This is a genomic window from Methylomonas sp. (assembly GCF_023228165.1).
Classification (GTDB): domain Bacteria; phylum Pseudomonadota; class Gammaproteobacteria; order Methylococcales; family Methylomonadaceae; genus Methylomonas.
This window is the reverse complement of sequence record NZ_JALOBS010000057.1, coordinates 1-15,600: the sequence shown is the minus strand read 5'-3', so window position 1 is coordinate 15,600 and position 15,600 is coordinate 1. Positions and strand designations below refer to the sequence as shown.

Here is a 15,600-nt window from a genome sequence, read left to right as displayed (position 1 = left end):
AGCGGCCCAGCCTATCCAATTTCCACACGACCAGCACATCCCCAGGACGGACGAAGTCCAATGCATTGGTCAGTCCGGAACGATCATCCTTGGCCCCTGATGCTCGATCTTCAAAAAGATGCCGAACATCGACACCGGCGGCCAGCAACGCATCACGTTGTAAATCCGTGCTTTGCCGATCCGATTCCGATGAAACACGCATATAGCCAATTAACATAAACAGAAAACCATAAATTTGATGTTTCCGTATAATATCATTTTACGACAGTGTTTTACGTATATTTTCTAAGCTATTAAAGAAGCACTTTGGTCATAGATCGCATACATGTCGTAAAACAGATGTTTTACGATAGACCAATCTCAGTTTGCGGCAACCTTTGGATGCTGGCCGGTTTATTTGAGGATGGCGATACGTATTCACTCGCCAGATGACCGGCCTTTATTACCGTTCATGATCGAGTCTCAATTTTCCTGAATAGCTGCTTACGGGAATACCTGCGACCTGGCGGTTTTGGCTGCTACCGGTCTTTCCCGTTTGTATCAATAAACGGACCGCTTCGCAATCCACTCCTGACGCTCATGCCAGATAAAAACTAAACAACCACCTGCTAAAGCAGGTGGGTTTGAATAACGGACTGAAAGTCCGGATACGCGTCGACTGAACGACGCGTCATTAGGGCTCAAATACTGGATAGATTTTTATGTTGCCCTTCAATTTTTTGATCAACATTTACTGAATCTGTGATTCTCAAATAGCCGTATTCATGCCGACCTACTTCTTTCTAAGTCAGCCTTTCACCCAAGCATCAGAAAGATTTGTAGCTAAAGCTGACCGGCTGAAGCCGGTGGTTTAAACCTTATGATGGAAAATTAATGTCCCGCTCCACGAACCATCTCGGCCATATCCCGATTAGCCGTAATCGCTTGCTGGTAAAGATCGATCACCTCTTGGCTGTGTGCCTTTAGGTCGTTGGCATGCCTGCCGTACAAATAGCGTTTGGTCTCGAATTGATTAAGGAATTTTTGATGCTCTTCAATCTTGGCCTGCAATTCGCTAGCTTCTTCCTCAAAGTGCTTAGCCAATGCGGTATGTTGTACGTCCAGATCAACATCCATGGCATGGGGTTCCATGAAGCTACAGGCTGACAATAAGCATTGGGCTAAGGCTAGAGGAATCAGTAGTTTAAATGTCATGGTTATCTCCAAAATAGTTTAGCTGTAGAGTTTAGGTGATGTTCGGTGTGAATACCGCTCCAAACGTTTTCAACAACGGTTCAGGCTATTGAATCACTGTATTTTTAGGTTGTAGCAATCTCAATCCGTTTGCCACAACCAATAACGAAGCCCCCATATCGGCGGCAATGGCTTCCCATAAGGTCGCCACTCCGGCAAAGGCGAGTACAGCGAATGCAGCCTTGATCGTCAGCGCAAAGATTATATTCTGCCGAATGATCGCCAGCGTTCGTTTGGAATGTCCGATCAGCCAAGGCAACTTGGACAGATCATCGCCCATTAAGGCGATATCGGCTATTTCGATAGCCGCATCCGAGCCTAATACCCCCATGGCAATCCCCAGATTGGCCCGCCCTAGCGCCGGTGCATCGTTGACACCATCGCCGATCATCGCCACCTGTCCGTATTGCTCGACCATTTGACCGACGATCTCCACTTTATCGGCTGGCAACAATTCAGCATGTACCTCGTCGATGCCAATTTGGGCCGCGATGTTATTGGCCGTCACCTGGTTGTCACCGGTCAACATAGCCAGATGTTTAACACCAGCCTGTCTCAAGGCCTGCAAAATCGATTTAATGTCGGCACGGGGTTGATCGGCAACCGCAATCAGGCCGCAGATGTGCCGGTCATTGCCAATCGCAATCACGGTTTGTCCGGTCTGTTCCAAGGCAATGGCTTTGTCACTGATTCCGGGGATTTCCTGACTGCGTTCCAATAGATAACGACGCGATCCCAGCCAATAATCTGTGCCATTAAATAGCCCGGTAACGCCTTTGCCGGGCAATACCGTCACATGGTCAGCACTGGCCACACGGATACCGAGTTTTTCGGTGTGGCGTAAAATGGCTTTCGCCAGTGGATGATTGCTGCGCACTTCCAATGCGGCCGCACGGCTTAACAGTTCCGCTTCGCTATGGTCATTAAACGGGTAAACACCGGTGACTATCGGCTCACCGGCAGTCAGCGTACCGGTTTTATCAAAAGCAATCGCATTAAGATGGGCCGGCGTTTCGATATAAATGCCGCCTTTGATCAGAATGCCTTGCCGGGCCGCACTCGCCAATGCGGCGACAATGCTGACCGGCGTCGAAATGACCAATGCGCAAGGGCAGGCAATCACCAATAACACTAAGGCGCGGTATAACCACTCGTCCCAGACGCCCGCTAAAAACAACGGCGGAATGACCCAGACGGCCAGCGCCAAGATCATCACCACCGGCGTATAAATGCGCGCAAACTTCTCCACCCATTGCTCGGCTTCCGCCCGCTTGCCATGCGCTTCGCCAACCAGACGCGTGATCTGTGCCAGCGTGGTGTCCGAGACGAGTTTAGAGGATTTGATCTCCAGCGTCGCTTCACCATTGATACTGCCGGCAAACACGCTATCGCCGACTTGTTTGGCCACCGGCATGCTTTCTCCAGTAATAGGCGCCTGATTGACTGAACTGGAACCTCGGGTGACTTCGCCATCGAGCGGGATTTTATCACCTGGGGCGAGAACGAAGAGACTGCCTATACTGACTTCTGCGGCAGACAGGATACGTTCCTGTCCACTGTCATCCTTGACCGTAACCGTCGATGGCGCTAAATCCAGCAAGGCTTCGACGGCATGACGAGCGCGGCCTATACTCCAGCTTTCAATTGCCAAGGACAGCGCAAACAGGAAACTGACGGTTGCCGCTTCGAACCATTCATTAATGAACATGGCGCCGATGACGGCAACCGTCATCAATAAATTCATATCGGCACGCAAGCGTCTCAGCGCATAAAACGCTTTAACAATCACATGTCGACCACCGAAGATCACCGCCAAGCCAAAGGCGATTTTCTCAGGCAAAGGGATAGCTTGCTGAGTATGCGCGTTAAACAAGCTAGTGAGATACTCGGCAATAACCTCCCAGTTTAGAGACCCGTTTTCCGGGTGGCTGAGAAAAGCTTGCGCATCGCCAAATCCACCAGCGATAGCGATATGAATCACCATGCCGACAATAATAAACAAACCGCTGAGCACGGTATAAGCGGTCTTCGAACGATGCAGTTGCTTGGCATCGGTATCGGTCTGACCGGGTTGCCAAGGAACAGCTTTCATACCGGTTGCAGCGACCGCTTTGATGATGGCTTTTTCGGACACGGGTTCGGCATCAGACAACAGCATCATGCGCCCGTTTAAAACATCGAATGCCAGCTTGTCGCTGCCGCCCATCAGAGGACCGATTGCACTTTTCAAGGTGGCGACTTCTTCGGCGCAGTCCAGACCCTCGATCTTGAACGTCATGCCACTCGGCGGTATTGATACGTTTGCCTGATCGTTATCCGAATTCTCCCCAGCACAACCGCAGTGTTTTTCAGACTGATTGCATGATTTCATCATTCTTGCACCTATTAAATTCAGAAACCGTTGTCAGGTAACGGCTTGCAGTTAAAACCTGCCCAGCCTGTAGTCTTATGCCGATGTTTCGAGCAGGGCATGGATAATCGGGCATGAAACGGAATCGGTATTGCCAGTGCAGCTTTCGACCAAATTGGATAAGGTTGTTTCCATCGTGCGCAGGCTTTCAATGCGCTCGCGGATTAAAATCAGCTTTCGTTGAGCCATTTCTTTGGCTTCCCGGCACTGTTGGCCATCCTCAAGACTCAATAATTCCATAATCTCATCGAGCGAGAAACCAAGCTTCTGGCCTTGCTTGATGAACCGCACCCGCTGTACGTCGCATTCGGTATACCGTCGAATGCCTTTGAACGGCTTGACGGGTTGCGCCAACAGGCTTCGGCGCTGATAAAAACGGATGGTTTCGACATTGACACCGGCTATTGTCGCCAGCACGCCGATCGTAAAATTTTTTTGTGTCATAGGGCTTGTTTCCGTACTCAGGTACGGTACTTATAATACAGTAATAGCCCAAAAGAGGTAATTATTATGACTCCAAAGCAAACCCTCATTGCCGGCGTGCTTGCCGGGATAGGCGCGAGCCTTTGTTGTGTCGGCCCGTTGTTATTGCTGAGCCTGGGCCTTGGCGGGGTTTGGGTAGCCAACCTGACCGCCTTCGAACCGGTGCGCCCGCTGTTCATGGGTCTGGCATTGCTGTTCATTGGCCTGTCATTCCACAGGCTCTATTTGGCCAAACCGGCCTGTGATCCTGGCAAACCCTGTGCCGACGACGAAGCCATCCGCAGGCAACGCCTTATTTTCTGGGGCGTGACCATCCCGTTATTGGGTCTACTGGCGTTTCCGTGGTTCGCCCCGCTGTTCTATTGAGGAAAACCCGATGAAAACCAACATCTTTTTATTCTTGCTGGCGTTTTCCGCACTATTCGACACCGCGTTCGCCGCATCGCGTACGGTCACGCTCGCTGTACAAAACATGACCTGCGCCGTCTGTCCAATCACGGTCAAGAAAGCTCTTTCGCAGGTCTTAGGCGTGACGCGGGTTTCGGTCGATTACGCGAGCAAAACCGCGATGGTGAAATTCGACGATACCGCCGCCACGGTGGACAAACTGACCGAGGCGACCAAGACCGCTGGATATCCGTCTACCGTTAAGGAAAATCAATGACCGCCGTCATCCTTGGATCGACCCTCACTTGCCCACACTGCGGTCATGCCGAAACGGAAATCATGCCGACAGATGCCTGCCAGTTTTTCTATGAATGCAAGTCCTGCGGCATCCTGCTCAAGCCCAAATCAGGTGATTGCTGTGTGTTTTGTTCTTACGGCACGGTCAAATGCCCGCCTATCCAGCAGCAGCGGCCTTGTTGCGCGGGATAGGACAAACTATTAGACAAAACTGTGCGGACGGTTTACCTTATTTAAAAGTTAACTGTCATTTTAGAAATACATGGTGATCACAGCGTTGCGTGCCCGAAGAAATCGCCCTTACCTGCGCACGGTACTATTCGTGCTGCTAGTGAGCTGGCTGTCTTTGGCCATTTCGGCGACCTGCACCATGCCCATGTTTTCGGCATTGACGGTAATGTCTGAACACATGCCTGGATGCCCGCAATTCGGCGCATTTGAGCATCCGCATCATCAAGCCCCTGCGGCCAAAACGATGCCCGATTGCTCATTCAAGCCTTGTCTTGATTCGCAAAATAGCTCCCACACCCAACTGAACAGCCCGGCTAAACTGGAGCTACCGGTTTTTATCCTAAGCCTCATCGGAGCATTTTTCTGTTTATTGCTAAGCTATACCCCCACGAAAGTCCCTCTCAGTAAAACCGATCCGCCGCTAGGGCGACGGGTTCTGCTCATCTATCGGTTCTGCACCCTGCTGAATTAGCCACTCCTCGAAATTGAAGAACCTGCCACCCCATTGACGGGGCGGTGCACGGCTACTCTGCGCTTGCGGAGCCTGCTTGTTCTGATTTAAGAGGAAAACCCGATGTTTTTTAATATTTATCCGTGGCCGCCACGCCGCGCTTATCCGGCGTGGGCGGCGGTTATTGGGCTGGCGGCTCTTTCGCCCGGCCTGGTTATAGATAGTCCCACCAACACATTCCGTATCGATTGGGCTAAGGCGCAAGCCGAACCCAGGCCCGCTAACGGAAATGAAGCCATTCTGACATTGGACAAAGCGGTTGAGTTTTCGTTAGCCGGTAATCCCGGCCTTTCAGAAATCAAGGCGCGCGCCGAGGCAATGGCCGCCGTGCCTTCCCAGGAGGGCGCCTTGCCCGATCCTGAGCTAAAATTCGGCTCGCTTTATCTGCCGACCAATAGCTTCAGTCTACAACAGGATGATTTCACGATGATGGAAGTCGGAATCAGCCAAAAGATTCCCTTTCCCGGCAAGCTTGCGCTGCGTGAAGAGATAGCCGAACACGAGGCGGTCGCCGCCACTCACTCCGTTGAAGAAGCCCGATTGCGGTTGGTGCGGGACGTAAAACAAGGCTGGTGGCGGCTGTTTTATTACGACCGCGCGTTAAACCTGTTGTACGAGTCCGAAAGTTTTTTCCGACAACTCATCGCCATCGCCCAAGCCAAATACCAGGTGGGTAACGGAGCGCAACAGGATGTGCTGCTGGCCCAGCTTGAACTCTCCAAGCTCAAGGACGAAAAAATGAACCTGATCGGTATGCGTGACGCTCAGCATGCTCGCCTTAACGCCTTGCTGGATCGTGCCGCGGAAACGCCGCTACGGATACCGGCGGAAGCTGGGTTCAGGTTGCCGGCTATTGACGGATCGGCCTTGCAGGACAAGACCTTGCATACCCGTCCGTTATTCGCGCAACACCACAAGATGCTGGATGCGGCGCAGGCCAAGGTCGATCTGGCGAAACGAGATTTCTACCCCGACTTCACCGTGGGCGCTTTTTACGATGCCCGCCAAAACACACCATCAGGACAGTCGCGCAGCGATTTCGCCAGCATCCAGTTGAGCGTCAATGTGCCGATTTATGCCGACCGCAAGCAAGCCAAGGCCTTGGACCAGCGCCAGAGCGAACTCTTGCAGGAACAATATGCGTTACAGGACGAACACCGCAAAGTTCAGGCCGAAATTGCCGCCAAATCCGCCGAATATCGACAGACCAGGGATCGGTTGCTGTTGCTGGAACATGAAATTCTCCCGCAGGCACAGCAAACCGTCGATTCCCTGCTGGCCGGTTATCAAGTGAGCCAGACCGATTTTACCGACCTGCTGCGTACGCAACTGAGCTTTTTCCAATATCAGAGCCAGTATTGGCAAGCCTTGGTCAGTACCCAACAACTGTTAGCCGAATTGTCCGCCGAAGTCGGCGAGGAGCTGGACCATGATTAAGTATGCCGGCTTGACCGTCATGTTGTTGCTTGGCTTGGGTCTTGGCTTCTGGCTGGGACAACAGCAATCCATGCAACCCTCAGCCATTCCTGCGATGGCCGAACGGAAACCGCTGTATTACCGCCATCCGATGAACCCGCAAGTGACCTCGCCGACACCCGCCAAAGACGACATGGGCATGGATTATCTGCCGGTTTACCCGGTAGACCGCAGCCCGCCGGAAGCTAAGCCGCAATCCGGCAAAATCCTCTATTATCGCCATCCGATGGGGGCGCCGGACACCTCGCCGGTGCCGAAAAAAGACGAAATGGGTATGGACTACCTGCCCGTTTATGAAAGCGAACCGGAATCCTCCGGGCAGGTTCGGATTAGCCCGGAAAAAATCCAGAAACTGGGCGTCAACACCGAAACCGTGGCAAAGCGCACGCTGACCCGTAGTATCCGCGCGCTGGGCAGTATTCAGGTTGACGAGCGACGCGTGCATGCCGTGACACCACGGTTTGAAGGCTGGATTCAGCGCCTGTATGTCAACGCCACCGGGCAGGCCGTAAAACGCGGCCAAGCGTTGCTGGATAGCTACAGTCCGGCGTTGATGACGGTGCAGCAGGAGTACCTGGTCGCCCTGCAAGGTCAACAGGCTTTGCAACAGGCCAGTAAACAGGCGCAAGACACGGCGGCGCAACTAACTGAAAATGCGTTACAGCGTTTACGTTATTGGGATATTGCGCCGGCGCAGATACAGCAGTTAAAAACCCAACAAAAAACCTTGGATAGCTTGCCACTGGTATCGCCAGTCAATGGCGTGGTCGTGGAAAAACCCGCAATCGAAGGTATGCGTTTTATGCCCGGCGAGTTGCTGTTCCGCATCGCCGATTTAACCGAGGTCTGGCTGTTGGCGGAGGTGTTCGAGCGGGATATAGGCGGCGTGCGGCCTAGCCAAGCGGTGCAAATCAGCATCAATGCTTACCCTGAGCGTGTGTTCAGCGGTAAGGTCGGCTTCATTTACCCGACATTGGCGACGGAAACCCGCACCGTTAAAGTCAGGGTGGAATTGCCCAATGCCGACGGTTTGCTGAAACCGGGACTATACGGCAGCGTGACCCTAACCACTTCGGCTGAAGGCGATAAACGCCTGGCTATTCCCGATTCGGCCTTGATCGACAGCGGTGTGCGGCAAGTCGTGCTGTTGCAAAAAGATCAGGGACGATTCGAGCCGCGTGCCGTGAAACTGGGGCAACGAACGGACGGTTACTACGAAGTGCTGGAAGGGTTGGCAGAGGGAGATGAAGTCGTTACCCGCGCCAATTTTCTCATTGACGCTGAAAGCAATCTCAAATCGGCGTTGGAAAGTTTCAACAAGCAGGGCGCCGACGCCAGCCAGGCAACGCAAGAAACACAACACGGAGGCCATTAGCCATGTTGAATCCTGTCATAGCCTGGTCCTTGCGTAACGTCTTTTTGGTGCTGCTGGCTACAGTCGCTATCGTCATCGGCGGCATTTATGCGCTGGTAAAAATGCCTCTGGATGCGCTGCCTGATCTGTCCGACACGCAGGTCATCGTCTACACCGAATATCCCGGCCAAGCCCCACAAGTCGTCGAGGATCAAGTGACTTATCCGCTGACGACGGCGATGCTGGGCGTGCCGCGCTCGAAAGTCGTGCGCGGTTTTTCATTCTTCGGCGCATCGTTTGTTTATGTCCTCTTCGAGGACGGCGCCGATATTTACTGGGCGCGTTCTCGGGTATTGGAATACCTTACCTCGCTGGCCGGACGCCTGCCGCGCGGCGTCACGCCGCAACTGGGGCCGGACGCCACCGGCGTCGGCTGGGTTTACCAATACGCGTTGCTGGCGAAAAGCCAGTCATTGACGGAACTGCGTACCCTGCAAGATTGGTTTGTGCGTTATCAATTAACCAAAACTCACGGCGTAGCTGAAATCGCCAGCATCGGCGGCTTTGTGCAGCAGTACCAAGTCACCGCCGATCCGCGCAAGCTGCAAGCTTACGGCATTCCATTACGCGCACTGAGCGATGTTATCCGCAACAGTAACCGCGATGTCGGCGGCCGGGTGATCGAACTCGCCGAAACCGAGTACATGGTGCGTGGACGCGGTTACCTACGTGGCCAGGCCGATTTGGAACGGTTGGTGTTGAAAACCGAAAACGGCATCCCGGTGTTGGTGCGCGATGTCGCACGGGTGGAACAGGTGCCCGACGAGCGGCGCGGCATCACCGAATGGAACGGCGAGGGCGAGGCGGTTTCCGGTATTGCCTTGGCACGTTACGGTCAGAACGCCTTGGAAGTGATCAGTAATGTCAAAATCCGGTTGCAGGAAATCACTGCAGGCTTGCCCGGCGATGTCAGCGTGCAGACGGTTTATGACCGCTCCGAGCTGATCCATCGCGCCATCGAAAATTTGCGCCATACCTTGCTGGAAGAAAGCGCGGTGGTCGCCGTAGTGTGCGCCTTATTCCTGCTGCATATCCGTAGCGCGCTGGTGGCGATTGTGATGCTGCCCGTGGGTGTGCTGTTCGCCTTCATCGTCATGCAGGCCCTGGGCATGAACTCCAACATCATGAGCCTCGGCGGTATCGCCATCGCCATCGGCGCGATGGTGGATGCCGCCATCGTCATGATCGAAAATCTCCACAAGCATCTGGAGCGCGATGCCGGGCGTCTGCCGCGTTTTGACATCTTGCTGAACGCCTGCCGGGAAGTTGGTCCGCCGCTGTTTTTCAGTCTGCTGATCATCACGGTTTCTTTCCTACCGGTGTTTGCGCTGGAAGCACAGGAAGGCCGCTTGTTCCACCCCCTGGCCTATACCAAGACCTTCTCAATGGCCGGCGCGGCGCTACTATCGGTGACACTGGTGCCGGTGCTGATGTCGCTGTTCGTGCGCGGCAACATCCTGCCCGAAAGCCGCAATCCGCTCAACCGGGTGTTAATAGGGCTGTACCGTCCGGTGATCCAATGGGTGATGCGCTGCAAAAAACTGACGCTCGCTTTCGCGCTGCTGATGTTGGCGGTGAGCTGGTATCCGGTGTCGCGTTTGGGCGGCGAGTTCATGCCGACGCTGAACGAAGGCACTTTGTTGTTCATGCCGTTGACCTTGCCGGGATTGCCCCCGACCAAAGCCGCCGAATTACTGCAAACCCAGGACCGCATCATCAAAAGCTTTCCCGAAGTCGAGTCGGTGTTCGGCAAAGCCGGGCGGGCGCTAACCGCCACCGACCCGGCACCGCTGGAAATGTCCGAAACGCTGGTTAACCTGAAACCCGAATCGGCCTGGCGACCCGGCATGACGGTCGACAAGCTGATCGCCGAGATGGATCAGGCGCTGCAAATCCCTGGTGTCAGCAACTCCTGGACGATGCCGATCAAAAACCGCATCGACATGCTGGCTACCGGCATCCGCACGCCTATCGGCATCAAGCTGTTCGGCAAGGACCTGGCGGAAATGGAACACCTGGCGCAACAGATCGAACAGGCCGTCAAGACCGTCCCTGGTACCACCAGCGCCTATGCCGAACGCCTCACCGGCGGGTTTTATCTGAATATCACGCCTGATTACGAAGCGTTGGCGCGTTACGGCTTGCCGATTGGCGATTTGCAGGACATCATCGCCACCGCCATCGGCGGCGAAGCCGTCACGACGCTATTGGAAGGCCGCGAGCGCTTCGCCGTCACCGTGCGCTATCCGCGCGAACTGCGCGACAACCCGCAAGCCATCGCCGCCAATGTGTTGGTGCCTACCGCCAGCGGCGCCATGGTTCCGCTTGGGCAACTGGCGCGACTAAGCCTGGACAAAGGAGTGCCTGCCATTCGCACCGAGAATGCCTTGTTGTCTGCTTATATCTATGTCGACATGCGCGGGCGCGACATCAACGGCTATGTGCGGGACGCCAAGCGGGCGGTGCGGCAGGCGGTTAAATTCCCCGCCGGTTATTACATTACCTGGAGCGGCCAGTTCGAATACATGGAACGGGCCAAACAACGCCTACAATTCGTCGTACCACTGACGCTGGGCATCATTTTCGTGTTGCTTTATCTCAACTTCAAACGCCTGACCGAAACGCTGATCGTGATGCTGTCGGTGCCGTTCGCGCTGGTCGGCGGCGTCTGGCTGGTATGGCTGCTCGGTTACAACATGAGCATAGCCGTCGGTGTCGGTTTTATCGCGCTGGCCGGCGTTGCCGCCGAAACCGGCGTGGTGATGCTAATTTATCTCGATCACGCCTATCGGGAAAAACAGCGGCAATGCCGGGAGGAGGGGCGCGCGCTTAATCGGGACGATTTGTACGCAGCGTTGATGACCGGCGCGGCGGAACGTTTGCGCCCGAAAATGATGACCGTCGCGGCGATCATGGCCGGCCTGCTGCCCATTCTGTGGAGCACCGGCACCGGCTCGGAAGTCATGCGCCGCATCGCCGCGCCGATGGTCGGGGGCATGGTGTCGTCAACGCTGCTGACCTTGATCGTGATTCCGGCGCTTTACGCCTTGTGCAAACAATTTTCCATCAACAAACAATCCCAATAAAGGAGGTAACACTGAGACATTCGCTAACACTATGAAAACCCCTATTTTTTAACATTGCATGAATCTGGAGAAAACCCATGAAAACGAAATTACTGATTACCCTACTGTTGGCTTTTGGTTTACTGACCGCCTGTGCCGAATTTGACCCGCATTCGATGGATATGAACCAAGCGCTACATAACCCAAAAACCAAAGCCGATCACGAGGCGTTGGCGCTGCACTATGAGGCCGTAGCTCAGGAAATGCAGAATAAAGCTGAAGAACACAAAAAAATCCTGATCCATTATGAGCGCGAGCCGTGGTTGATGGGTAAGCAGGCAGCCGGATTCGACGTCCATTGCAAAAATCTGATTCGAATCTATAGCCAGGCGATGGAGGAAAATCTGGAAATGGCGAAGAAGCACAGGCTGATGGTGCAATAATAAAGTTGTCATAAGCACACAATAGCCCAGTGCCTTGTAATCTGAGGCACTGGTATGGCACTGCGTTCATGATGAAACTTGTTAGGGGTGTACCTGCCTATTGCCACCTCGCGAAAGTGGATTTAAGAACTATTAGAACCCGTATTTCCCTGTTCGTCCTTACGATGCGCAAACCAGTATAAAATCGGCAACACCAATAAGGTCAGCATCGTTGACGACAGAATACCGCCGATCACCACGGTGGCCAGCGGGCGCTGTACTTCTGCGCCGGTACCGGTGGCAATGGCCATCGGTACGAAACCGAATGAGGCCACCAATGCGGTCATCAGTACCGGTCGCAGTCGCGTCAAAGCACCCTCTACAATTGCCTTATCCAGCGACATGCCTTCGTCACGGAGGCTGCGGATAAAGGCAATCATCACCAGACCGTTCAGTACCGCTACACCCGACAAGGCGATGAAACCCACCGCCGCTGAAATCGACATCGGAATATCGCGCAACCAAAGTGCGACCAAGCCACCGGTCAACGCAAAGGGGATACCGCTAAACACCAGCAAACCGTCCTTGGCGTTGCCAAACATCATGAACAGTAGCGTAAAAACCAGGATTAACGCCAAAGGCACCACAATCTGTAAGCGATGGGCCGCCGATTGCAACTGTTCGAACTGTCCGCCCCAACTTGTCCAATAACCGGTCGGAATTTTGACTTTCTGTTGCAGCTTTTGTTCGGCCTCTGTGACAAAGGAGCCGATGTCTCGGCCTCGCACGTTGGCACTGATGACGATTCGGCGCTTACCGTTCTCGCGGCTGATTTGGTTCGGGCCGGGGGCCATTTCCAGACTGGCTACCTCAGCCAGTGGGATATAGCTGGTTCGTCCGTCTCGGTTTTGCCCACGCGGCAATGAGATAGGCAAGCGGTTGATGGCATCCAGATTGCTGCGCAGGTTCTCCGGCATACGCACGATAATATCGAAACGCCGGTCGCCCTCAAACAAGGTGCCGGCTTCGGTGCCGCCAATCGCGGTCGCCACCGCGTCCTGCACATCGCCCATGTTTAAGCCGTAGCGTGAGGTTTTGTCCCGGTCGATATTCAGAGTCAGCATCGGCAAGCCGGTAGTTTGCTCGACTTTAACTTCGGATGCACCGGGAATCGCTTCCATGACCGCCGAGATCTCAGTCGCTGTGTCGTTCAAGACGTCCATATCATCGCCGAACACTTTGACGGCCACATCGCTACGCACCCCGGAAATCAGTTCATTGAAGCGCAACTGGATAGGCTGGGAAAACTCGTAGAGGTTGCCGGGTAGTTTGTTGGCTGCCGCTTGTATCGCCGCCAGCAGGTCGTCGCGTGATTTATCGGGATCAGGCCATAGCTCGCGCGGCTGGAGCATGATGTACCCGTCCGAGATATTGGGCGGCATCGGGTCGGATGCGATCTCGGCGGTGCCGGTTCGTGCAAATATCCGCTCGATTTCGGGAAACTGCTGCTTCAGCGCCTGTTCAATCTGCTGCTGCATGGTGACCGATTGCGACAAACTGGTGCCGGGAATGCGCATCGCCTGAATGGCGAAATCGCCTTCATTCAAGCTCGGCACAAACTCACTGCCCATCCGCGTCGCCAACAGGCCCGACAGAATCACCGCCACCACCGCAAGCGTGAGTATGACCGGCTTGTTGCTCATGACGCTATCCAGTACCGGCGCATAAACACGCTTGGCGCTCTGCATCACCACATTTTCCTTTTCGGCGACTTTATCGCCGATAAAGATTGCCACTGCTGCCGGAATGAAGGTCACGGAAAGAATCATGGCACCGACCAAGGCAATCACGACCGTAAACGCCATCGGATGAAACATTTTGCCTTCCACCCCCGTCAGCGCGAAGATGGGCAAATACACGACCATGATGATCAACTGGCCAAATAACAGAGCACGCCGTGCTTCTTTCGACGCTGTAAACACTTCATGAAAACGTTCATGACGCGTTAGCGAACGTCCCTGCTGTTCCTGCGCGTGGGCCAGCCTTCGCACACAGTTTTCGACGATCACCACCGCGCCGTCGATGATCACACCAAAGTCAAGAGCACCCAGACTCATCAAGTTAGCACTAACCTGGTACGTCACCATGCCGGTAAACGTAAATAGCATCGATAACGGTATGACCATTGCGGTAATGATGGCCGCACGAATATTGCCGAGGAACAGAAACAGAATCACAATGACCAGAATCGCCCCTTCGGTTAAGTTCTTCTTGACCGTATTGATGGCTTTATCGACCAATACCGTCCGGTCATAGACCGTCACGGCCTGCACGCCTTCGGGCAACGTGCGGTTGATGTCCGCCATCTTTTTGTCGACCGCTTGCGAGACGGCACGGCTATTCTGACCGATCAGCATAAAGACCGTGCCCAATACCATCTCTCGGCCATTTTCGGTCGCAGCGCCGGTGCGTAGTTCTCGGCCGATTTCGACCTCGCCGACATCGCGAATTCGAATGGGCACGCCCTGGACATTGCCCAGAATGATGTTGCGCATATCTTCCATCGAATGCACTTGGCCCGGCGCACGAATGAGATATTGTTCGCCACGCTTTTCGATGTAACCGGCACCGACATTATTGTTATTGCGATCCAGCGCGGTGACGATGTCTTGCAAGGTCAGGCCGTAGGACGCGAGTTTTTCAGGAATCGGTGCCACCTGATATTGTTTGGCGTAGCCGCCAATGGAATTGATTTCGGTGACACCCGGCACGTTGCGCAGCTGCGGTTTGATAATCCAGTCCTGGATTTCACGCAGATCGGTCGCGGTGTAAGGTGAACCGTCCGGCTTTTTGGCACCTTCTTTGGCTTCGACTATCCATAAATAGATTTCCCCAAGACCGGTGGATATGGGACCCATCGCCGGCGTGATACCGGCAGGCAATTTATCCTTGGCTTCCTGAATACGTTGATTCACCAGTTGCCGGGCGAAATAGACATCGGTGCCATCCTGGAAAATCACGGTGACTTGCGATAAACCGTAGCGAGACAATGAACGGGTTTGCTCCAGATGGGGCAAGCCGGCCATGACGGTTTCAATGGGGTAAGTAATGCGTTGTTCGGTCTCCAACGGCGAATAGCCGGGAGCCGTGGTATTGATTTGTACCTGAACATTGGTGATGTCCGGCACGGCGTCGATGGGCAGAATCGAGTAATTAAAAATACCGAGGCCCGCCATACCCAGTACGGCCAGCATCACCAGCCAGCGTTGTTCTATCGCTAAACGAATCAGCCGTTCAAACATGATGCAGGCCTCCTGTATTGCGGGTTTTCCTACCAAAACCGAATAAACCGCGCACTAAGCTTCGCCGTGCCAGCCCATCACAATGATCAACATTCCGAACAAGGCGATTCCTGCGCCTGCCCAATCCAACACAGATAATTTGACGCCATCCACCACTCTGAGCCAAACGAGAGCGGTAGCCACGTAAACACCGCCATAGGCTGCGTAAATCCGGCCACTGGCGGCCGGGTGTAGCGTGAGTAGCCACACGAACAGCGAAAGGCTGATCATAGCCGGCAATAGTAGCCACGGAGAGCCTCCCTTGCGGAGCCACAGATAAGGCAGAAAACAACCGATGATCTCGGCAAGGGCTGTCACAAAGAAAAGAGC

General features: G+C 54.2%; 13 protein-coding genes. 7 read left to right on the top strand and 6 right to left on the bottom strand.

Features of this window, described 5'->3' with window-relative positions; translation table 11 throughout:
* From M0R33_RS23425 to merR, 4 genes are all read right to left on the bottom strand, one after another.
* On the bottom strand, positions 1–217 hold a 217-nt coding region (locus tag M0R33_RS23425), incomplete at its 3' end, for a recombinase family protein (protein ID WP_292574382.1).
* A 653-nt stretch (positions 218–870) separates the two neighbouring features.
* Positions 871–1,194: a hypothetical protein gene (locus M0R33_RS23420; protein ID WP_292574381.1), complete on the bottom strand. Its 324-nt coding sequence runs from the start codon at positions 1,192–1,194 to the stop codon at positions 871–873.
* Positions 1,195–1,279: 85 nt separating this feature from the next.
* Positions 1,280–3,511 carry a heavy metal translocating P-type ATPase gene (locus tag M0R33_RS23415; protein WP_292574380.1) on the bottom strand — a complete coding sequence of 744 codons (2,232 nt, stop codon included), beginning with the start codon at positions 3,509–3,511 and terminating at the stop codon, positions 1,280–1,282.
* Between the two features lie 168 nt (positions 3,512–3,679).
* Entirely contained in the window at positions 3,680–4,087 is a 408-nt protein-coding gene (merR, locus tag M0R33_RS23410; protein ID WP_292574379.1) for an Hg(II)-responsive transcriptional regulator, read from the bottom strand.
* A 66-nt stretch (positions 4,088–4,153) separates the two neighbouring features.
* Between merR and M0R33_RS23405 the strand changes: the two genes are divergently transcribed.
* The 7 genes from M0R33_RS23405 (at position 4,154) to M0R33_RS23375 (ending at position 11,950) form a co-directional block, all read left to right on the top strand.
* Positions 4,154–4,492, top strand: a complete 339-nt coding sequence (locus M0R33_RS23405; RefSeq protein WP_292574378.1) for a mercuric transporter MerT family protein — start codon at positions 4,154–4,156, stop codon at positions 4,490–4,492.
* A gap of 10 nt (positions 4,493–4,502) precedes the next feature.
* A complete protein-coding gene (gene merP / locus M0R33_RS23400) occupies positions 4,503–4,790 on the top strand; it encodes a mercury resistance system periplasmic binding protein MerP (protein WP_292574377.1) in 288 nt (95 codons plus the stop codon).
* Entirely contained in the window at positions 4,787–5,002 is a 216-nt protein-coding gene (locus tag M0R33_RS23395; RefSeq protein ID WP_292574376.1) for a GDCCVxC domain-containing (seleno)protein, read from the top strand. The genes merP and M0R33_RS23395 overlap by 4 nt, the downstream gene beginning before the upstream one ends.
* 613 nt (positions 5,003–5,615) lie before the next feature.
* Complete coding sequence (locus tag M0R33_RS23390; protein ID WP_292574375.1) at positions 5,616–6,989, top strand: TolC family protein; 1,374 nt, start codon at positions 5,616–5,618, stop codon at positions 6,987–6,989.
* Positions 6,982–8,403, top strand: coding sequence for an efflux RND transporter periplasmic adaptor subunit (locus tag M0R33_RS23385; protein ID WP_292574374.1), 1,422 nt, complete (start codon positions 6,982–6,984; stop codon positions 8,401–8,403). The genes M0R33_RS23390 and M0R33_RS23385 overlap by 8 nt, the downstream gene beginning before the upstream one ends.
* Before the next feature lie 2 nt (positions 8,404–8,405).
* Positions 8,406–11,528 carry an efflux RND transporter permease subunit gene (locus M0R33_RS23380; RefSeq protein ID WP_292574373.1) on the top strand — a complete coding sequence of 1,041 codons (3,123 nt, stop codon included), beginning with the start codon at positions 8,406–8,408 and terminating at the stop codon, positions 11,526–11,528.
* Positions 11,529–11,605: 77 nt separating this feature from the next.
* On the top strand, positions 11,606–11,950 hold the full coding sequence (locus tag M0R33_RS23375) for a hypothetical protein (protein WP_292574372.1): 345 nt from the start codon (positions 11,606–11,608) through the stop codon (positions 11,948–11,950).
* Positions 11,951–12,072: 122 nt separating this feature from the next.
* Here M0R33_RS23375 and M0R33_RS23370 read toward each other — a convergent pair whose 3' ends face one another.
* Together M0R33_RS23370 and M0R33_RS23365 are read right to left on the bottom strand one after the other, a co-directional pair.
* Positions 12,073–15,231 (bottom strand): CusA/CzcA family heavy metal efflux RND transporter, encoded by a 3,159-nt coding sequence (locus tag M0R33_RS23370; protein ID WP_292574371.1) that lies wholly within the window; start codon positions 15,229–15,231, stop codon positions 12,073–12,075.
* A 54-nt stretch (positions 15,232–15,285) separates the two neighbouring features.
* The coding region (locus tag M0R33_RS23365; protein WP_292574370.1) for a YnfA family protein at positions 15,286–15,600 on the bottom strand (315 nt) is incomplete at its 5' end.

Coding starts and splice junctions, on each gene's coding strand:
- M0R33_RS23420 (WP_292574381.1), bottom strand. CDS start 1,194: ATGACATTTAAACTACTGATTCCTCTAGCCTTAGCCCAATGCTTATTG.
- M0R33_RS23415 (WP_292574380.1), bottom strand. CDS start 3,511: ATGACGTTCAAGATCGAGGGTCTGGACTGCGCCGAAGAAGTCGCCACC.
- merR (WP_292574379.1), bottom strand. CDS start 4,087: ATGACACAAAAAAATTTTACGATCGGCGTGCTGGCGACAATAGCCGGT.
- M0R33_RS23405 (WP_292574378.1), top strand. CDS start 4,154: ATGACTCCAAAGCAAACCCTCATTGCCGGCGTGCTTGCCGGGATAGGC.
- merP (WP_292574377.1), top strand. CDS start 4,503: ATGAAAACCAACATCTTTTTATTCTTGCTGGCGTTTTCCGCACTATTC.
- M0R33_RS23395 (WP_292574376.1), top strand. CDS start 4,787: ATGACCGCCGTCATCCTTGGATCGACCCTCACTTGCCCACACTGCGGT.
- M0R33_RS23390 (WP_292574375.1), top strand. CDS start 5,616: ATGTTTTTTAATATTTATCCGTGGCCGCCACGCCGCGCTTATCCGGCG.
- M0R33_RS23385 (WP_292574374.1), top strand. CDS start 6,982: ATGATTAAGTATGCCGGCTTGACCGTCATGTTGTTGCTTGGCTTGGGT.
- M0R33_RS23380 (WP_292574373.1), top strand. CDS start 8,406: ATGTTGAATCCTGTCATAGCCTGGTCCTTGCGTAACGTCTTTTTGGTG.
- M0R33_RS23375 (WP_292574372.1), top strand. CDS start 11,606: ATGAAAACGAAATTACTGATTACCCTACTGTTGGCTTTTGGTTTACTG.
- M0R33_RS23370 (WP_292574371.1), bottom strand. CDS start 15,231: ATGTTTGAACGGCTGATTCGTTTAGCGATAGAACAACGCTGGCTGGTG.